We start from the raw sequence: 16,777 nt of genomic DNA, 5'->3' as shown, positions 1-16,777 counted from the left end.
GTTGTGCCCTTTTAACCAGTGAAGTGAAGTTGCCCTCACTCTAGGCAGCCGGCGGCCTGCTGCCTATGTCATTTTTTGACATTGATATGGTGAAAAATGACGCCGGAATCGAACTGTGATCTGGCTCGCTAAATACTGCCGCTGGCCGTCCTGATTGCCGTTCAATATCACAAAATGATGTTGCCGCGCTGAGACTAAAAGAAAATAAATGCTGTAATAATCTGATAAAAAACAGGAAAAAGTGATGCAGAAAGATATTCCCCCCCACGACATCGCCCAGTTCGGACTGAACATTTATCAGTATGGTCACGAGGTCTGTGCCAGTCAGCACAGCTATGGCCCGGCGGTACGCCAGCATTATCTTATTCATTATGTGATAAGCGGTGGCGGAACACTGTTCGCGGGTGACCGGCGCTGGCCGGTGCGCCAGGGGGAAGCCTTCCTTATCCATCCACACGAGATCACCACCTATAAGGCGGATAAGCAGCAGCCCTGGGAATATATGTGGCTGGAACTGGACGGGCTGATTGCCATAAGAAGCCTGGAAAAATGCGGTTTACGTCGTGATATGCCGATCTGGCGGCCAAAAGATACGCTTTCTGCTAACGACGCCGCGCAGTGCCTGCAACAGCTGGTGGCACAGGACCCGGTGCATTCGCTGAGAATTGCCGGGCTGACCTGCCTGTTCCTCGATGCCTTAATCGCCAACGTCCATCACGAGCAGAAGGAAGAAGCGGGCAGCGGCAACAAGCATCTGGATAATGCCGTCCAGTTTATGGAACGCCACTACCACCGCAGCGTCAGCATTGGCGAGGTCGCGGAATACTGCAACATTGACCGCAGCTATCTCAGCCGGCTGTTTCAGCAGCAGTTTGGCTACGGACCAAAACAGTATCTGCTCCTGCTGCGTATGGACGTGGCGACATCCCTACTGTCCGATCACAGCCTTCCGGTAAAAATTATCGCTTACTCATTGGGTTACACCAGCCAGATGCAGTTTGCCAAAGTCTTTCAACAGCATTTTCACTGCTCCCCCACCCAGTGGCGGCGTGAGAAGGCCCGAATGACCTGATGAGTGGCTGAGATTCTGCCATACTCTCTGGCACTGCCAGGCTCTGGCCTGACCCTCTTTACCGTGAGGCGCACGATGAATACTGAACTCAGCCCATCCCCTGCCTACGGCCAGCTGCATGCCGCCCTGCTCGAACAACGCTCCCGCGCAGCGTCTGCGGAGGCGATTCATACCGTTAATCGCGCGTTACTGGCCGGAGAACGTGTGAGTGCGGCGTTTTATGACCTCAGCCTGCTTAAGCTCCTGCAACAGCGCAAAATTATGCCGCTGACAAGCCCTGAAACCGCCAGTGAAATCGCGCGGTTTATTGCAGAACTCACGCCGGTGATCCCTGACCACCTGTCCGGAGAAGCCGAGTTTTGTACGCTCCAGCAGCGCGTCAACCAGCTCAGTGAGCATTTTCACTGGCAGCATGCCAGCCTGGTGCTGGTGCAGAACGCCCTGTTCGTTCGTACCTGGCAACACTGGCAGCAGACCTTAGAAACCCTGTTCAGCACCGGTGATCACGCCATCGTCTTTCAACGCCTGGAGCAGGTTTTGCATGATTCAAGTGGGAAAATCCCGGTACTGGGCGAGGCGCGTGAACTTTACCGGGCGCTGGAAGGGTTACTGATCCGCTGTCGCCAGAAGGCGGAAGAACACGGTGCTGAACAGACCGGGCTGGTAGGCTACGTGGCAGCCGCTGACATCGCGACGCAGGGTATTATCACTTTCGGTGCCACCGCAGAAGCGGTACTGCGCGGCCGGGCGCTGCCAACAGAAGCCCAGCTGGCAGCACGCATAAAGCAGCACCACGCCAGCGTAACCGACCGCACCCATCCCTGGTTTGCCACCCTGTAACCCTCTGTTTTAAGCCTTTTCGCGCCAGTGACAGGCGCGTTTTTTTGCCCGGCGCTGTTTGTAAATCTGCGCTTCAGGCGCTACTCTGGCGACGGTTTTCACTCAGCATTACGGGTATTCAGTCACTATGCCAGCCCCCGCCAGACGTAAGAACGATCCGGAAGGATTAAAGAAACGCATCCTCGCCAGCGCCCTGACCACTTTTGCCGCGTTCGGCCTGCAGGGTGCGCGCATGGAACAAATCGCTGAAGAGGCACAGACCACTAAACGTATGGTGGTCTACCACTTCAGTAATAAAGAACAGCTGTATATCGAGGTTCTGCACCTGGTGTATCGCGAGATCCGCCAGCATGAGAGCGGACTGAATCTGGCCGATATGTCTCCGACCCTGGCCATCGCGCGGCTGGCTGAGGCCAGCTTCGACTATCACGTTACTCATCCTGACTTTATGCGGCTGATCTGTAGTGAAAACCTGATGCGCGGGCGCTATATCAGTCAGTCAGAGACGATTAAAGCGCTCAACCAAAGTGCGCTGGAGGTGCTGGATGCCGTGCTGATCAGAGGGAAGCAGAGCGGGGAGTTTGATGCCGCCATCACCACCGTCGACGTCCATCGCCTGATCAGCAGTATCAGCTTTCATAACGTCGCCAATCACTACACCTTCAATGCGCTGTTCGGTGGCAGTGAAACCGGGCAGCAGAGCCTGGCGCGTAACCGGAAGCTGGTGGTTGATGCCACCCTGCGCTATCTGCGCGCCACCGGTTAACGTATGGCGTTGACGGGCCCGCCTTGGCCACCGGGCGGGCTTACGGCGGATTCGTTTGCTGGCCAAACAGCGGCACCGGCTGCCCGCTGATATAGCGCTTACGCAGCTTCGCGGAAATATAATCCATCATCATCACAATCACCACCATGATCAGGGTGATGAACATCACCACATCCCAGTTCCACAGCCGCATATTTTCAGCATAGACCAGCCCGATGCCGCCCGCCCCCACGAAGCCCAGAACCGCAGCCGAACGCGTGTTCGATTCAATCTGATACAGGCTGAGGGCAAGGAAACTGGGGAAGGACTGGGTGAAAATACCGTAGCGGTGTTTTTGCAGGCTGTTCGCCCCCACCGCATTCAGCCCGCGACCCGGTGAACGCTCCACCGCCTCGTGACTTTCGGCATAGAGCTTACCCAGCAGCCCGATGTCCTGCATGATAATCGCCAGTACCCCGGCCAGCGGCCCCATGCCGACCGCACGGACGAAAATCAGTCCCCAGATCGCCATATCAATGCCGCGCAGGATATCCAGCAGACGGCGCACCACCAGCGCGACAGGCCGCAGCAGCGGTGATGACATCACGTTACGCGCCGCCAGGAACGAGAGCGGCAGTGCCAGCAGCGTCGCGGTGAGTGTCCCGGCGAAGACAATCGCAATGGTGATAAAAATCTGGCTGAAATAGTACGCAAACGGCCAGTTCGCCACGTCATGCCAGACAAACATGCGCATAAAATAGTGTGCCAGCTGGCCCAGGCCAATCGTCAGCTGCTGCCAGCTGATACCGAACTGGGTAAAGAAAAACACGTAATAAAGCACAATCGCCCCGGCAATCAGCCCGGTGCGGCGCAGGTAAGCCCGCTGAATGGCAAACAGCGCCTGATGCTGCTGTTTCATTCCTGCCAGTTTTTCACTGCCGATCAATCCCATCATAGCCGGTTCCCTTCCACCACACGTCGACGCACCCGGCCGGAAACCATATCCAGCAGCGAGACCACCAGGATAATCAGGATCAGCGTCATGCTGACCTGGTCATAGCGGTCGAGTTTAATGTTGGTCATCAGTTCCTGGCCGATGCCCCCGGCCCCCACCAGCCCGAGAATGGTCGACTGACGGAAATTCACCTCGAAGCGCATAAAACCATACGAGAGAAAGACCGGCTTCACCTGCGGCCACAGGGCAAAGCGCATACGCTGGAGCGACGACGCCCCGCACGATGCCAGCCCGCGCACCGGCCTGTCGGAGGCGCTTTCAATAGCTTCATAAAACAGCTTGGTCAGGCTGCCTACGGTGTGCAGCGCCAGCGCCAGGAAACCGGGGATGACCCCAATGCCAAACGCCATCACAAACATCACCGCCCACGCCAGCTCCGGCATGGTGCGCAGAAAAGCCACGGCGGTGCGTATGGCGAAACTGACGCCCCGCGGCGTTTGCGTGTTGCTGGCAGCAAAAAAGGCCAGCACGCCGGCAATCATCACCGACACCAGCGTGGCGGCCAGCGCCAGCTGCAGCGTTTCCCAGATCAGCGGCAGCTGGATATGCAGGCGGTAGCCCCAGTAGGCAAATGAACCTTCCGTATGACTGTCGGCAAACAGCTGGGAAACGTGCAGCACCGGCACGGTTTCAGCCAGATAATCAAAGAAGTTCGGCAGCGACACCCAGATGGTGTGCAGATTAAATTCAGCCAGATGGCCGGAGGCGAGATACAGCACCAGCAGCGTCAGTGACCACAGCAGCGTATCGCGCTTTTGCCTGCCGCGAACCTGCTGGTAATAGCGTTCAAAATCGGGATGTGTCATGCGGATACCGGCGTCAAGGGCCGTCAGACGACGGCCCTGATCAGTGGAGAAATAAGCAGAGGATTAACGGGCTTTGGTCAGCGCACGTTTCATATCAATAATCGCCTGATAGTCGGCGACGGTGGCCGGGCCGATATGCTGCGCACCGCCAACGGCTTTAACAAAGCAGCTGTGGTGTTCGGTATCCAGCTTTTTGATGGCGGTGATCAGCTTCGCCTTGAAATCAGCCGGCAGTTTGTTGCTGACCAGTATCGGCCCGTTCGGGATCAGCGGTGACTGCCAGATAATACGAATTTTCTTCATCAGGTCCGGGTTACCGGCGCGGATCATGCGGGTGAACGCGCCGCTGGTGTAACCGGTGTTGTAATCCCCGATCATCGAAGCCCAGGTCACAGCCCCGTCAAACTGGCCGTTCAGCACGCCCAGCACATCCTGCTCATGGCCGCCGGAGAAGGTGACGCTGGAGAAGTGGCCGTTATATTTATCGTCCACCGTGCCGCCGAACTCTTTCTTAAAGCTTTCATTGGGGATCAGGAAGCCGGAAGTGGAATCCGGATCCGCCATACCGAAGGATTTGCCTTTCAGGTCAGCCAGCGTTTTGTACGGGCTGTCGGCTTTGACCACCACCACCGAGTGGTAGCCGCGTGATTTATCCGCGTCATCCACGACGATGCCGACCACGTCGACCGCCTTAGGATCGTTAATGTACACCGAGGCATAAGACGAGGGTGACATACTCAGCACCATATCGACCTTGCCGCCAATCAACCCCTGGATCACGCCTGAGTAATCAGACGAGTTACGCAGTTTGGTATCCACGTTCAGCTCTTTGTCGAAGAAGTCTTTCACGCACTGGTTATCACCAATCTGCTGCGTGGCATTCTGACCGCCGAGGATACCTAAGTTCAGTTCTTTTGGTGCATCGGCGGCGTTAACGCTGGCTGCCATAACACTACTGATTACCGCTGCGAGAATGATTTTTTTCATTGCTGAGTTCCGTGTCCCATAAAAGTAGTATTGCCCGGTCAGGCCTGGAGGTCTTCGTTACGTTGAGAAATGTCGTCGCCGTAAAGCACGTGCAGCAGATCGTCCGTCAGCTCCGCGGGGTGCCCGTCAAACACAATACGGCCCTTAGCAATGCCGATGGCGCGCGTGCAGTACTCCTTCACCAGCTCTACCGAGTGCAGGTTGACCATCACGCTGATCCCGTTGTGACTCACCTGGCGCAGCACATCCATAATGCGTCGGGTGTTTTTCGGGTCGAGGGAGGCCACCGGCTCATCGGCCAGTAAAATTTTTGGGTTCTGCATCAGCGCACGGCAGATAGCCACCCGCTGCATCTGCCCGCCGGAGAGATTTTCCGCACGCTGTAACGCCTGGGGCAGCATATTCAGCCACTCCAGCAGGCCAATGGCGCGGGCGCGGTCTGCGTCGGGGAAGATTTTAAAGAAGGATTTCAGGGTCGACGTCTGGCTCAGGCGGCCCAGCAGAACATTGGTCAGCACATCCAGCCGCGGTACCAGGCAGAAGTCCTGGAAAATCATGCCGCATTCGCTGCGCCACTGGCGCATCTGCCGGGTATTCAGCTCAACGATGTTCTGCTGCTGCCCATTTTCATGGAAGTTGAGGATCTCGCCTTCGCTGGCCGGGATGGTGCCATTGAGCACGTGCAAAAGGGTCGATTTGCCTGCGCCGCTGCGGCCAATGACGGCCACCAGTTCCCCGCCATGCAGGTCAAAATTAATATCCTGCAGGACGCGACTCTGCGTGCCGTAAGATTTGCCTAATCCCTTTACCGCCAGCACTTTCGGGCGCAGAGCAGCCTGCGGCACCGTCTGCTGCTCGGAAGCAATCTTCAATAATGCCTGTGCCATATGTCTACCGTCGTCAGGTTGCGCGTGATTCGCTGTGGCCCTATTAACTATGCTGACGGTGAAACTTTAATGACAGGGGGGTGATGGAAAAATGACAGGCTTCTTATCACTTTCACTATGATGTGTTGCGTCCTGCACGCGAAAGCAGAAGTCAGGTTTAATCATTAATAAAGGAAAGTAAAGAGTTTCACTACTGGCATTCCAGATAAATATCACCATACTCTCAACAAAATGGGAACGACTTAAACCGGTTAAAATAAGCTTTTAGTAACACTATTTCCGCAACTGTCACTACAAACTAAACACGCGCCCCGAAAGCCACATTAAATCAGGAGGAACAGGTAGTGGATACTCAGAGCGAATGCGGCAGCGCGAGTTCTACCGATAAAGGTTTAATTCAGATTTTGAACTTATCAGTATGTCAGTGAATGTGTTTTTGACCTCCCGTATGTTTCCACTGGGAAGAAGCTCATCATTGTTCTGATACAGCCTGACCTTGCGACTACAAGGGCCAATAAAAAAGACCTGCATCTTTTTCACCCTCCTTTTATTCCACTTTTCGTTACGCATGAATCATCCGGCATTCAGATCCCGGATTATCAGGCAATAATTAAACAGAATCAGGCTATCTGACGCTGTTTAAAGCCTATTATAATAGACTGAAGCCGAATCGTCAGCAGTATATAACCTTATGCTTTTCATGCGATATTGCAGAGAGACATAGATATATTGTCTGCACGATTTCCCTATGTCTGTATTCCATGAATAGTTAAAAGGTGCTGTCTATGAGCAAAGTTTGGTTTATCACCGGAGCAACACGCGGAATTGGCGCCGATATTGCCAAAGCCGCCCTGGCTGCGGGTGACAAAGTCGTTGCCACTGGTCGCCAGAAAGAAAGCGTAACCCGAGCTCTTGGTTCATCAGAACATTTACTGGCACTCAGCCTTGACGTAACTGATGAGCAACAGGCACAGGCTACTGTACAGGCGGCAATCAGCCATTTTAAGCAGATTGATATCGTGGTTAATAATGCCGGGTTTGCCGTTCTGGGTGCGCTGGAAGAGACGACAAATGCGGAAGTTCGTCGTCAGTTTGATACTAATGTATTTGGCCTGTTAAACGTAACCCGCGCCGTTTTGCCCGTGATGCGTGCCCGAAAAAGTGGCCATATTTTTAACCTTTCATCACTGGCAGGTTTTTATGGTGATGCCGGAGTTTCAAGCTATTGTGGCACTAAATTTGCCGTTGAGGGCATATCCGAAAGCCTGGCGAAAGAGGTTGCGCCACTGGGGATTCATGTAACCATTGTTGAACCGGGTTATTTCCGAACCGAGTTTTTGACTGAGAACTCTGTCGTTTACACAGATAATATTATTGCTGCGTATGATGCAACGTCTGGTGAAACCCGTCGGGCAACCAGAGCCGTTGACGGCAAACAGGCTAACGACCCTAAGAAGCTGGCGCAAGCTTTACTCAGACTAGCTAATGAACAGCAACCACCATTGCGTTTCACCGCGGGTGCTGATGCAACCGAGATATATGATCGTGTCCTGGTGGAAAAAAAGCATGAACTTGATTTGTGGCGGACACTTTCTGATTCACTTGCTTTTTAAATGATGCGTTTTGTTTCACAACCACTTATATAATATTATTTTTATCACTGCGGGTAACTTAACGATGACCACTCGGAATATCACTGGCAGTGATTACTCCGGAGATCAGTGACTATATTGAATTGTTAGTTTTATTTATTAATGCAGATTATGCAAGGCACTTAAAACTGTCCCCAACAGGGTACTTATTTTTCGCCTGCACCTGATAAGCACTCAAACCTGGCATAGGCTTGTACCGACATTAATAATTCACTAATTGTTATATCATGTGACAATATATATTACATATTACGTTCTTTCATCGGTATATCTGTTGCTATCTCTACAATACAAACAGGATTAAATTATGAACGCAAAAGTAAAATTTGACGCTTTTAAAGCACAAAGAGTATTCAGCTCAGATCAGGTATTGTTGGATTTTTTTGACTCATTACCCCCCGTCAGTGTTGATGAAATTCAATCAATATGGGCCGGAGGAGACTTTGATACCGGTCACTGGGCCACCCGCTCCCTTGATGAAGTAAAATGGTTCGGGAAATGGTTCCGTAGTGCTTCAGATGCCATGCCCCTGGTCTGCTATGATGACAAAGGCAATCTGTACTCTAATAAAATGATGAAGGGAGAGGCTTCTCTCTGGCAAATTGACTTTCGTGGGAAAATCTCAGCAACGATGGTCTACGATGGCGTACCAATCTTTGACCACTTCCGTAAAGTGGATGATGACACATTATTGGGGATCATGGATGGTAAATCCTTCGAAGGAGCACCAGACATTGTTCAGGATGGCCATTATTATTTCTTCTATTTAGAAAGAATTGACAAAATGCCCGCCCCATTTATTGACGCTTAAAACGATTCAACCTGTCCGTTGATACAGCACTGAGCGATACATAATAATTTCTCAGTCTGTGGCTTACCGTAGTGAATGGGGGAAAGAGCACCCCCGTTTTTTCTGATTTTTCCTGCCATAACAGCAGAATCGTTCCCTCCTGTCCTGCCACATTCTCTTTTCAGCAGATTTAATCTTATTGATACACTGCATCAAAAAATGCCAGTTCCAGCCTGACTGCACGCTGGAAAAAATCCTCGCACAACGACCGTTGTTCAGGCCCGACGCGATCCAGTTCGTGGCGTAAAAAGGCGACAAATTCGCAAAAATCAGGGTTATTGTGCAGGGTAATCCACTCAGCATGAACGAAACTGGCAGGCAGCATTTCTGGTGCCTGTGACGCCCAGTCAAGATACAACCACTCGGCTACATTCAGAACCGTCAGGATGGCAGCATAGGAACGGGTGGCGGCAGCTTCAAGCATAATCGCTTTGAATCCTACCGTCGGTGCCGTGTCAGACTGCACATTGCGCTGCTGCTCACTGACGCCCAATGCCGCAAATGCGCGAAGAAAATAGGTATTCTCTTCGGATGACACCATACCGGCGCAGCGGCCAAAACACAGGCGCGCGGCAGGCGTGTCGGCGCAGGCAATAGCAGATCCGACTAAGGTCAAAAAACTGTCGAGAAAACGATAATCCTGCACCAGGTAGTTGATCATCACCTGGTGGTTAATGCTGCCGTCATACAGCTCCCGGACAAAACGATGCGTGACGGCCTGTGACCATTGTGACTGACTCAGGGTACGGAGGGTATCGGTAAATCGGCTGGTCATTGGGTAGTCCTTTTAGCAGAGACTACCGGCAAAAGTCAGGTAAGCTGCCCCATCCCTCCGCCGGTATGATCCGGATCAGGTATTAAGGGTCATCGTGCTGTAGCATTAACGATTTCTCAGCCAGCTGTGCCTGGCTCCCCCTGGAGACTCAATTAAGTCAGGAAATTATGGGGCCGTCAATATTGCTGATGACGCTTAAAGTGAGAGCCAGCGCCGGATCGCGGGTCGACCGAAAACGTCGCCCCTACGCAATGTGCTCGGCTAATAATGCCGAAAAACCCTGTAATGTCTCGCCCAGCGGCCCGTCATTATTCAGCGTGATACACCCTGCTGCCACCGGTTCCGCTGCACGTTTCAGCCGCTGTTCAATGGCGGCCTCATCCTCGCGCCCGCGCTGGCGCAGGCGGCTGGCCAGCACCTCAGGCGATACCTGCAAACAGACTGCCAGCAGCTGTTCACCGTAGCGCTGCCGCGCAGCCTGAAGATGCAGGCGTGAACCGTTGACCACGACGTCCAGCCCGGCCGCCAGCCAGCGGTCGATTTCAATGCCGAGCGCATAGGAGTACTGATGCGCCTGCCAGTCGAGAGCAAACAGGCCATGCGCACGCCGCCGCCGGAACTCCTGCTCGCTGAGGGCGACGTGATTCTCCCCCCCGGCGCTGGCACTGCGGGTAATATAGCGATGCGCGACAATGACCCGCTCCGGTGCGCACTCGCGCAGGGCCAGCAGCAGGCTGTCTTTACCGGAGCCCGAAGGCCCCATCAGCCAGATCAGCCGCCCCATCAGAACACCGGCCTGCCCTGCGCCCAGACGCGGGAAACGTACACCTGTTCACGGTGCTGACGCACCAGCACCAGATCGGCACGTTTGCCCTCACCGATCGTGCCGCGATCGTCAAGGCCGATGGCGCGGGCAGGATTACGCGTGACCAGCGCCACGGCCTGAGGGAGCGTCATGCTGTTGTTTTCATCACGGGCCAGACGGAATGCCGCATCCAGCAGGCTGGCCGGATAGTAGTCAGAGGAGAGGATATCCAGCAGATCGATCTGCGCCAGCGCGCTGGCCGCCACGTTGCCAGAGTGCGAGCCGCCACGCACAATATTTGGCGCACCCATCAGTACCTGCAGGCCCAGCTCGCGCGAAGCGCGTGCGGCTTCTTCGGTGGTCGGGAACTCCGCGATCACACTACCGACCCCTTTCGACTCCACGACGTGCTCATACGTCGCATCATCATGGCTGGCCAGTGGAATATGATACTGACGGCACCAGGCGGATATGGCCTCGCGGTTCGGGGCTGACCAGCGGGCGGCCAGCCGCAGCTGATCGGCCTCATAGGCATCAAGCTGGAGATCGCTGAGCTGATACTTGCCGCCAAAATAGGTGCGCCATGCCGCCAGCGACACGTACTGACGCTGGCCCGGAGAGTGATCCATCAGCGACACCAGCGACAGCACCGGATTGCACATCAGCTGTTCAAACAGCGGCAGCGTGGAATCATTCGGCAGCTCACAGCGCAGGTGCAGGCGATGTTCTGCGCGGTTCAGGCCGTGCTTCTGGCTGTGGCGGATCGCATCGATCATCTTGTTCAGATTCTCCATGCGGTGACCGCCGTCGCGCACGTCGCCGACGCTGATGGCATCCAGCACCGTGGTGATACCGCTGGCGACAATCAGCGCATCATGGCTGCTCATGGCAGAGTGCGCAGGCCAGTCCACCTTCGGCCGCGGGGTGAAAAATTTATCCAGATTATCGGTATGCAGCTCCACCATGCCCGGCATCAGCCAGCCGCCTTCGCCGTCGATGGCCGCCGGCAGTTGGCTCTGCGTATCGGAGAACGCCCGGATCACGCCGTTTTCACAGGCCAGTGACCCCGCCACTACTTCATTTTCCAGAATCAGTCTGACGTTATTGATGATCATTCGGCGTGCTCCAGTGCAGCGGGCTGCATCACATGCAGACGGTCAGCGATGCGCTCACGCACCGCATTATCATGAAAAATGCCCACAATGGCCGCACCGCGCTGGCGGGCCTCTTCAATCAGCGCCACCACGGCGGCACTGTTAATGGCATCCAGCGAAGCCGTTGGCTCATCCAGCAGCAGGATCGGTGAGTCGGCAATAAACCCCCGCGCGATATTAACGCGCTGCTGCTCACCGCCGGAGAAGGTTGAGGGTGCCAGCGCCCACAGTCGCGGCGGCACGTTAAGACGCGAAAGCAGGGATTTTGCCCGCGCCTCGCTCTCATCACGGGCCACGCCGCGCTCCAGCAGCGGCTGCATCACCACCTCAAGGGTGGAAATCCGTGGGATCACCCGCAGGAACTGGCTGACCCAGCCGATCGTCTCGCGGCGGATAGCGAGGATCTGCCGCGCCGGGGCAGTCACCAGATCGACCCACTCCTGCTGATGCGCCACCCAGATATGCCCGCTGTCCGGCAGATAGTTGGCATACAGCGACCGCAGCAGCGTGGACTTACCGCTGCCCGAATGACCGTGCAGCACCACACACTCTCCCGCCGACACCTGCAGCGAGGCGTTACGCAGAACCGGCAGCTCTGCGCCGTGCTGATTGTGCATCACAAAAGTTTTTGACAGATTTTCGACGCGCAGTTTCAGATTCATTTTCATTCCCTGCAAAAAGGTTAATCCCCCAACGGGACGACCACAAAAAGGTCACCTCGTCTCCGTCGTGGCCGACCCGCTTTTCCGGTCGGCCAGCAACACCGGATTCAGACAATCGATGACACCAGCAGCTGGGTGTACGGATGGTGCGGGTCGTCCAGCACCCGGTCGGTGAGTCCGCTCTCGACCACCCTGCCCTCTTTCATTACCAGCAGCCGGTGGGCCAGCAGGCGGGCGACGCCGAGATCGTGGGTGACAATCACCACCGCCAGATTCAGGTCGCGCACCAGGCTGCGCAGCAGGTCCAGCAGGCGTGCCTGTACCGACACGTCCAGCCCGCCGGTGGGCTCATCCATAAACACCAGTGTGGGGTGAGTCACCAGATTGCGGGCAATTTGCAGCCGCTGCTGCATACCGCCGGAGAAGGTGCCCGGCAGGTCGTCAATGCGCGCCAGCGGGATCTCCACGTCCTGTAGCCACTGGCCGGCGGTTTCGCGGATCTGCCCGTAATGCCGCTGGCCGACCGCCATCAGTCGCTCACCGATGTTGCCCCCGGCAGACACCTGCGCCCGCAGGCCGTCCATGGGATACTGATGCACCACGCCCCACTCGGTGCGCAGCAGGCGGCGGCGGTCGCTTTCGCTAAGGGCATAAAGGGCCTGCCCCTGATAGATAATCTCGCCGTGCTGCGGGGCCAGGCGGGCAGAGATCGACTTCAGCAGCGTGGTTTTACCGGAGCCGGACTCGCCGACAATGCCCAGCACCTCGCCGGGATACAGCTCGAAAGAGACATCGCTGAACCCTTTGCCCGGGGCATAAAGATGGGTTAACTGACTGACCGCCAGCAGGGGGGACTCGCGCTTCATGATAGTGTCTCTTGTTGCTGATGGCAGTAGTCGGTGTCGGAACAGACAAACAGGCGGGAACCGGCGTCATCGAGCACCACTTCATCCAGATAGCTGTCGCGTGACCCGCACAGCGCACAGGGGTGATCCCACTGCTGTACCGTGAAGGGATGGTCGTCAAAGTCGAGACTTTCCACTTTGGTATAAGGCGGCAGCGCGTAAATCCGCTTTTCGCGCCCGGCACCAAACAGCTGCAACGCGGGCATCATGTCCATTTTCGGATTATCAAATTTTGGGATCGGCGACGGGTCCATCACGTAACGGTCGTTGACCTTTACCGGGTAGGCATAAGTGGTGGCGATATGGCCGTAGCGGGCAATATCTTCATACAGTTTGACCTGCATGATGCCGTACTCCTCCAGCGCGTGCATGGTGCGGGTTTCGGTTTCCCGCGGCTCAATAAAGCGCAGCGGTTCCGGGATCGGCACCTGGTAAATCAGGATCTGGTCTTCACTCAGCGGCGTTTCAGGAATGCGGTGCCGGGTCTGGATCAGCGTGGCATCCACCGTCCGCTCGGTGGTGGCCGCCCCGCTGACGCGCTGGAAGAAGCGGCGGATAGAGACCGCATTGGTGGTGTCATCCGCCCCCTGGTCGATCACCTTCAGCACGTCATGTTCACCGATCACGCTGGCCGTCAGCTGAATACCGCCGGTGCCCCAGCCGTAGGGCATCGGCATCTCGCGGCCGCCAAAGGGTACCTGATAGCCGGGAATGGCGACGGCTTTCAGGATGGCGCGACGGATGGTGCGTTTACTCTGTTCATCAAGATAGCCGGGGTTATAACCGCTCAGTTCAGTCACGGTGCGCCTCCTGGTATTCCGCCCGCAGGCGTTTCAGCAGCTCCAGTTCAGCCTGGAAATCCACGTAATGGGGCAGCTTCAGGTGTGAGACAAATCCCGCCGCTTCCACGTTATCCGCATGCGAGAGGACAAACTCTTCGTCCTGCGCCGGGCTGGTTATCCGTTCACCGTGCTCCTCCGTCTGCAGGGCCCGATCCACCAGCGCCATCGCCATCGCTTTCCGTTCCGCACGGCCAAACACCAGCCCGTAACCACGGGTAAAGTGCGGCGCATCCTCTTCCGGCGTGGTAAAGCCGTTGACCATTTCGCACTCGGTCAGCATCACTTCACCAATGTCCAGCGGAAAGCCCAGCTCTTCCGGGACAATGTCGACCGTGACCCATCCGGTGCGGATCTCCCCGGCAAAGGGATGGGTGCGCCCGTATCCGCGCTGCGTGGAGTACCCCAGCGCCAGCAGAAAGCCTTCATCGCCGCGCACCAGCTGCTGCAGACGCGCCGATCGCGGCATCGGGTAGGCGGGTGCATCGCGGGTGATATCCAGCGGCTCACTGCCGTCATCTTCTTCACGCCGGGCCAGCCCTTCCCGTGTCATCAGATCAAACATATGCGGGCACTCTGCCGCCAGCGGCTGCTCCGCACGCGGCGTCACCGGGGTCTTGCCTTCCGCCAGCAGGGTGAAGTCCAGCAGGCGGTGCGTGTAGTCAAAGGTCGGCCCGAGCAGCTGTCCGCCGGGCAGATCTTTATACACCGCCGAGATACGGCGCTCGACGCGCATCGCCCCGCTGTCCAGCGGCAGGCTGTCAGCCAGACGCGGCAGCGTGGTGCGGTAGGCGCGCAGGAGAAAAATCGCTTCGACCAGGTCGCCGGCGGCCTGTTTGATCGCCAGCGCTGCCAGTTCGCGGTCATGAATGCCGCCTTCGGTCATCACGCGATCCACCGCCAGCCCCAGCTGCTGTTCAATCTGCGTACAGGACAGCTCCGGCTGATCGCTGTCTCCCCGGCGCAGGCTCTCCTGCAGCTGATGGGCGGCGGCAATGGCCTTCTCGCCCCCTTTCACGGCGACATACATCAGCAGACCTCCACATCAGTGCTGCGCGGCAGCGCCATCATGTTTTCACCACAGGTAAAGATCAGATCAATACCCTGCGGGAAACGGTGGTGCCGTTCGCGCAGGTAGTGGAGCACGCTGTCGGGGAGCTGTGGAGCGATGGCCCGACGCTCCTGCAGGCCCGGACCGCGCAGGCGCAGCGTCAGGCCGCCGCTGAGGGCCGGTACATCAATAATCAGCGTGCTGCTTTTTTCCGGTGACACATTGTCACCGGGGGAAAAACGATCGATGCTGATGCCGGATCGGGCGTGCAGCAGGGCAAACGGTGCATCCGGGCTGTCGGTCACCGGCGCGCCGGTATGAAAACGCAGGTTGCTCAACAGCGCATCGTCACGCAGGGCAGCGTCAATCCACAGCGGGGTTTCACGATCCACCAGGGTCATCATCACTGCGGTAGCCGCACAGGAGGCGTTGCCCCAGGCGGGCAGCGCAGGCAGGGACACCATCACACCCGGCTCACTCATTGCTTTCAGAATACGGCGAAAGGCACGCTGCGCATCCGCCACGGGATGGCTAAAACTGGCCAGTAATGTCATGCGTTGTCTCCCCGGACAAGGGTAAAGAAATCGACCCGGCTGCTGGCAACTTCCCGTGAGCGCAGCGCACGCTGCTCGTCACGCAGCGCCGCCAGCGGCACGATGATCTGCTGATGTAAGTGCTGTGTGCTGTCGTCCTGCAACAGGGCGTCGAGCAGCGCACAGCGTTCGGCGTGGGCTTTATCCCGCCCGAGAAGATAGCTGTAACCGCACACGCCGTTTTCAAGGCGAACCACGGCGCGCGTGACAGTGGTATCCCCAAGGATAAAGCGGCGACCGGTGCCGCCCATGCGCGCCTGCAGGCGGGTGAGGCCCGTTTCCGGCGCGCGCAGTAGCTGGTACGCCGGCTGTAAATCCGCAGGCCAGTGCGCCAGCAGCTGCTGCGGCTGACTGTGGGCCAGCACCGATAGCCAGTGCTGACGTGCCTTATGTGCTTCCATTTAATGCTCCAGCGTCAGTTCAATCATGTCGGCACGCGTCAGGCTGACGGAGTACTCCGCCATGCTGCCGCTGTCGGTACAGGTGTTCAGAGTGCGAACAGAGAGCAGCGGCGCGTGCAGGGAAACCTGTAGCAGGCTGCTCTCTTTTGCCTGCGCCCGGCGCGCGGTGATCCGCGTCTGCTTACGCGTCAGCCCGGCGGTGAGATGCAGGCGGATAAAGTCATGCAGCGAGCCGTGACTGAACTGCTGCAGCTGCGGCCACCAGCTCAGGTCCGGCAGATAGTGGTTAATCACGCAGACCGGCACGCCATTCACCCGGCGCAGGGTGCGCAGATGGATCACCGTATCGCCCTCGTGAATGCCCAGCGCCGTCGCCACTTCAGCATTACAGGGGCGCAGCACCGCCAGCAGGCGTTCACTGGTCGGGTGGCTCCCCTGCTCCATCAGGTTCTGGCTGAAGCGTGCCTGCGCGTGCAGGGGATAGTTATAGGGCCGCATCAGCACCAGGATGCCCACCCCCTGGCGGCGCTGCACCAGCCCCTTGTCCACCAGCTCATCCACCGCCCGGCGCAGGGTGTGGCGGTTAACGGCATAGTTCGCCGCCAGCTGTTTTTCAGACGGCAGGTACTCGCCGCTGCGGTAGCGGCTGCGCAGCTCGTCTTCCAGCTGGGCCGCTATCGCCTGATACAAAGTGGTCGGATGTCTGGATAAGTTGAGCATAAAAAAATCTCCACGGGA

At 56.9% G+C, this 16,777-nt stretch carries 19 protein-coding genes and 1 riboswitch; of the genes, 5 read left to right on the top strand and 14 right to left on the bottom strand.

The features are described 5' to 3' along the window. The first annotated feature begins 244 nt into the window (after window positions 1-244). From K6L24_RS08475 to K6L24_RS08465, 3 genes are all read left to right on the top strand, one after another. Window positions 245-1,072: an AraC family transcriptional regulator gene (locus K6L24_RS08475; protein WP_222682179.1), complete on the top strand. Its 828-nt coding sequence runs from the start codon at window positions 245-247 to the stop codon at window positions 1,070-1,072. 75 nt (window positions 1,073-1,147) lie between these two features. Further along, window positions 1,148-1,912, top strand: a complete 765-nt coding sequence (locus K6L24_RS08470; protein ID WP_118663849.1) for a hypothetical protein — start codon at window positions 1,148-1,150, stop codon at window positions 1,910-1,912. Between the two features lie 127 nt (window positions 1,913-2,039). Next, a complete protein-coding gene (locus K6L24_RS08465; RefSeq protein WP_118663848.1) occupies window positions 2,040-2,678 on the top strand; it encodes a TetR/AcrR family transcriptional regulator in 639 nt (212 codons plus the stop codon). A gap of 40 nt (window positions 2,679-2,718) precedes the next feature. On the opposite strand, the gene phnE (K6L24_RS08460) is transcribed toward K6L24_RS08465, so the two are convergent. From phnE (K6L24_RS08460) to phnC, 4 genes are all read right to left on the bottom strand, one after another. Then, window positions 2,719-3,612: a phosphonate ABC transporter, permease protein PhnE gene (gene phnE, locus K6L24_RS08460; RefSeq protein WP_062742656.1), complete on the bottom strand. Its 894-nt coding sequence runs from the start codon at window positions 3,610-3,612 to the stop codon at window positions 2,719-2,721. Next, window positions 3,609-4,478 (bottom strand): phosphonate ABC transporter, permease protein PhnE, encoded by an 870-nt coding sequence (phnE, locus tag K6L24_RS08455; protein WP_062742657.1) that lies wholly within the window; start codon window positions 4,476-4,478, stop codon window positions 3,609-3,611. Before phnE (K6L24_RS08455) ends, phnE (K6L24_RS08460) begins: the two co-directional genes overlap by 4 nt. Before the next feature lie 63 nt (window positions 4,479-4,541). Beyond that, window positions 4,542-5,465, bottom strand: coding sequence for a phosphonate ABC transporter substrate-binding protein (gene phnD, locus K6L24_RS08450; protein ID WP_062742658.1), 924 nt, complete (start codon window positions 5,463-5,465; stop codon window positions 4,542-4,544). 38 nt (window positions 5,466-5,503) lie between these two features. Continuing rightward, window positions 5,504-6,352: a phosphonate ABC transporter ATP-binding protein gene (gene phnC / locus K6L24_RS08445; protein WP_118663845.1), complete on the bottom strand. Its 849-nt coding sequence runs from the start codon at window positions 6,350-6,352 to the stop codon at window positions 5,504-5,506. Window positions 6,353-7,137: 785 nt separating this feature from the next. Between phnC and K6L24_RS08440 the strand changes: the two genes are divergently transcribed. Then, the gene (locus tag K6L24_RS08440) at window positions 7,138-7,965 is read left to right on the top strand and encodes an oxidoreductase (protein WP_191927428.1); all 828 of its coding nucleotides are present in this window, start codon (window positions 7,138-7,140) and stop codon (window positions 7,963-7,965) included. A gap of 346 nt (window positions 7,966-8,311) precedes the next feature. Beyond that, window positions 8,312-8,815 (top strand): DUF4334 domain-containing protein, encoded by a 504-nt coding sequence (locus K6L24_RS08435; protein ID WP_222682178.1) that lies wholly within the window; start codon window positions 8,312-8,314, stop codon window positions 8,813-8,815. 175 nt (window positions 8,816-8,990) lie between these two features. Here the strand turns inward: K6L24_RS08435 and K6L24_RS08430 are convergent, their stop codons facing one another. The 10 genes from K6L24_RS08430 to phnF form a co-directional block, all read right to left on the bottom strand. Next, entirely contained in the window at window positions 8,991-9,629 is a 639-nt protein-coding gene (locus K6L24_RS08430) for a TenA family protein (RefSeq protein WP_062742662.1), read from the bottom strand. 35 nt (window positions 9,630-9,664) lie between these two features. After that, window positions 9,665-9,780: riboswitch (TPP riboswitch) on the bottom strand. A 93-nt stretch (window positions 9,781-9,873) separates the two neighbouring features. Next, entirely contained in the window at window positions 9,874-10,413 is a 540-nt protein-coding gene (phnN, locus tag K6L24_RS08425; RefSeq protein WP_191927430.1) for a ribose 1,5-bisphosphokinase, read from the bottom strand. Further along, a complete protein-coding gene (gene phnM / locus K6L24_RS08420) occupies window positions 10,413-11,549 on the bottom strand; it encodes an alpha-D-ribose 1-methylphosphonate 5-triphosphate diphosphatase (protein ID WP_222682177.1) in 1,137 nt (378 codons plus the stop codon). Before phnM ends, phnN begins: the two co-directional genes overlap by 1 nt. Then, window positions 11,546-12,250 (bottom strand): phosphonate C-P lyase system protein PhnL, encoded by a 705-nt coding sequence (gene phnL, locus K6L24_RS08415; protein ID WP_062742665.1) that lies wholly within the window; start codon window positions 12,248-12,250, stop codon window positions 11,546-11,548. The genes phnM and phnL overlap by 4 nt, the downstream gene beginning before the upstream one ends. Window positions 12,251-12,357: 107 nt before the next feature. Further along, complete coding sequence (phnK, locus tag K6L24_RS08410; protein ID WP_187510157.1) at window positions 12,358-13,116, bottom strand: phosphonate C-P lyase system protein PhnK; 759 nt, start codon at window positions 13,114-13,116, stop codon at window positions 12,358-12,360. Further along, window positions 13,113-13,955 carry an alpha-D-ribose 1-methylphosphonate 5-phosphate C-P-lyase PhnJ gene (locus tag K6L24_RS08405; RefSeq protein ID WP_062742667.1) on the bottom strand — a complete coding sequence of 281 codons (843 nt, stop codon included), beginning with the start codon at window positions 13,953-13,955 and terminating at the stop codon, window positions 13,113-13,115. Before K6L24_RS08405 ends, phnK begins: the two co-directional genes overlap by 4 nt. Continuing rightward, on the bottom strand, window positions 13,948-15,024 hold the full coding sequence (locus K6L24_RS08400) for a carbon-phosphorus lyase complex subunit (protein WP_062742668.1): 1,077 nt from the start codon (window positions 15,022-15,024) through the stop codon (window positions 13,948-13,950). Before K6L24_RS08400 ends, K6L24_RS08405 begins: the two co-directional genes overlap by 8 nt. Next, window positions 15,024-15,599 carry a phosphonate C-P lyase system protein PhnH gene (phnH, locus tag K6L24_RS08395; protein ID WP_062742669.1) on the bottom strand — a complete coding sequence of 192 codons (576 nt, stop codon included), beginning with the start codon at window positions 15,597-15,599 and terminating at the stop codon, window positions 15,024-15,026. Before phnH ends, K6L24_RS08400 begins: the two co-directional genes overlap by 1 nt. Continuing rightward, window positions 15,596-16,039: a phosphonate C-P lyase system protein PhnG gene (phnG, locus tag K6L24_RS08390; RefSeq protein WP_062742670.1), complete on the bottom strand. Its 444-nt coding sequence runs from the start codon at window positions 16,037-16,039 to the stop codon at window positions 15,596-15,598. The genes phnH and phnG overlap by 4 nt, the downstream gene beginning before the upstream one ends. Next, the gene (gene phnF / locus K6L24_RS08385; RefSeq protein ID WP_118663839.1) at window positions 16,040-16,759 is read right to left on the bottom strand and encodes a phosphonate metabolism transcriptional regulator PhnF; all 720 of its coding nucleotides are present in this window, start codon (window positions 16,757-16,759) and stop codon (window positions 16,040-16,042) included. Window positions 16,760-16,777: the final 18 nt, after the last annotated feature.

The sequence above is a fragment of the Erwinia persicina genome (assembly GCF_019844095.1).
Lineage (GTDB): Bacteria > Pseudomonadota > Gammaproteobacteria > Enterobacterales > Enterobacteriaceae > Erwinia > Erwinia persicina.
This window is presented reverse-complemented; position numbering and strand designations above follow the sequence as displayed.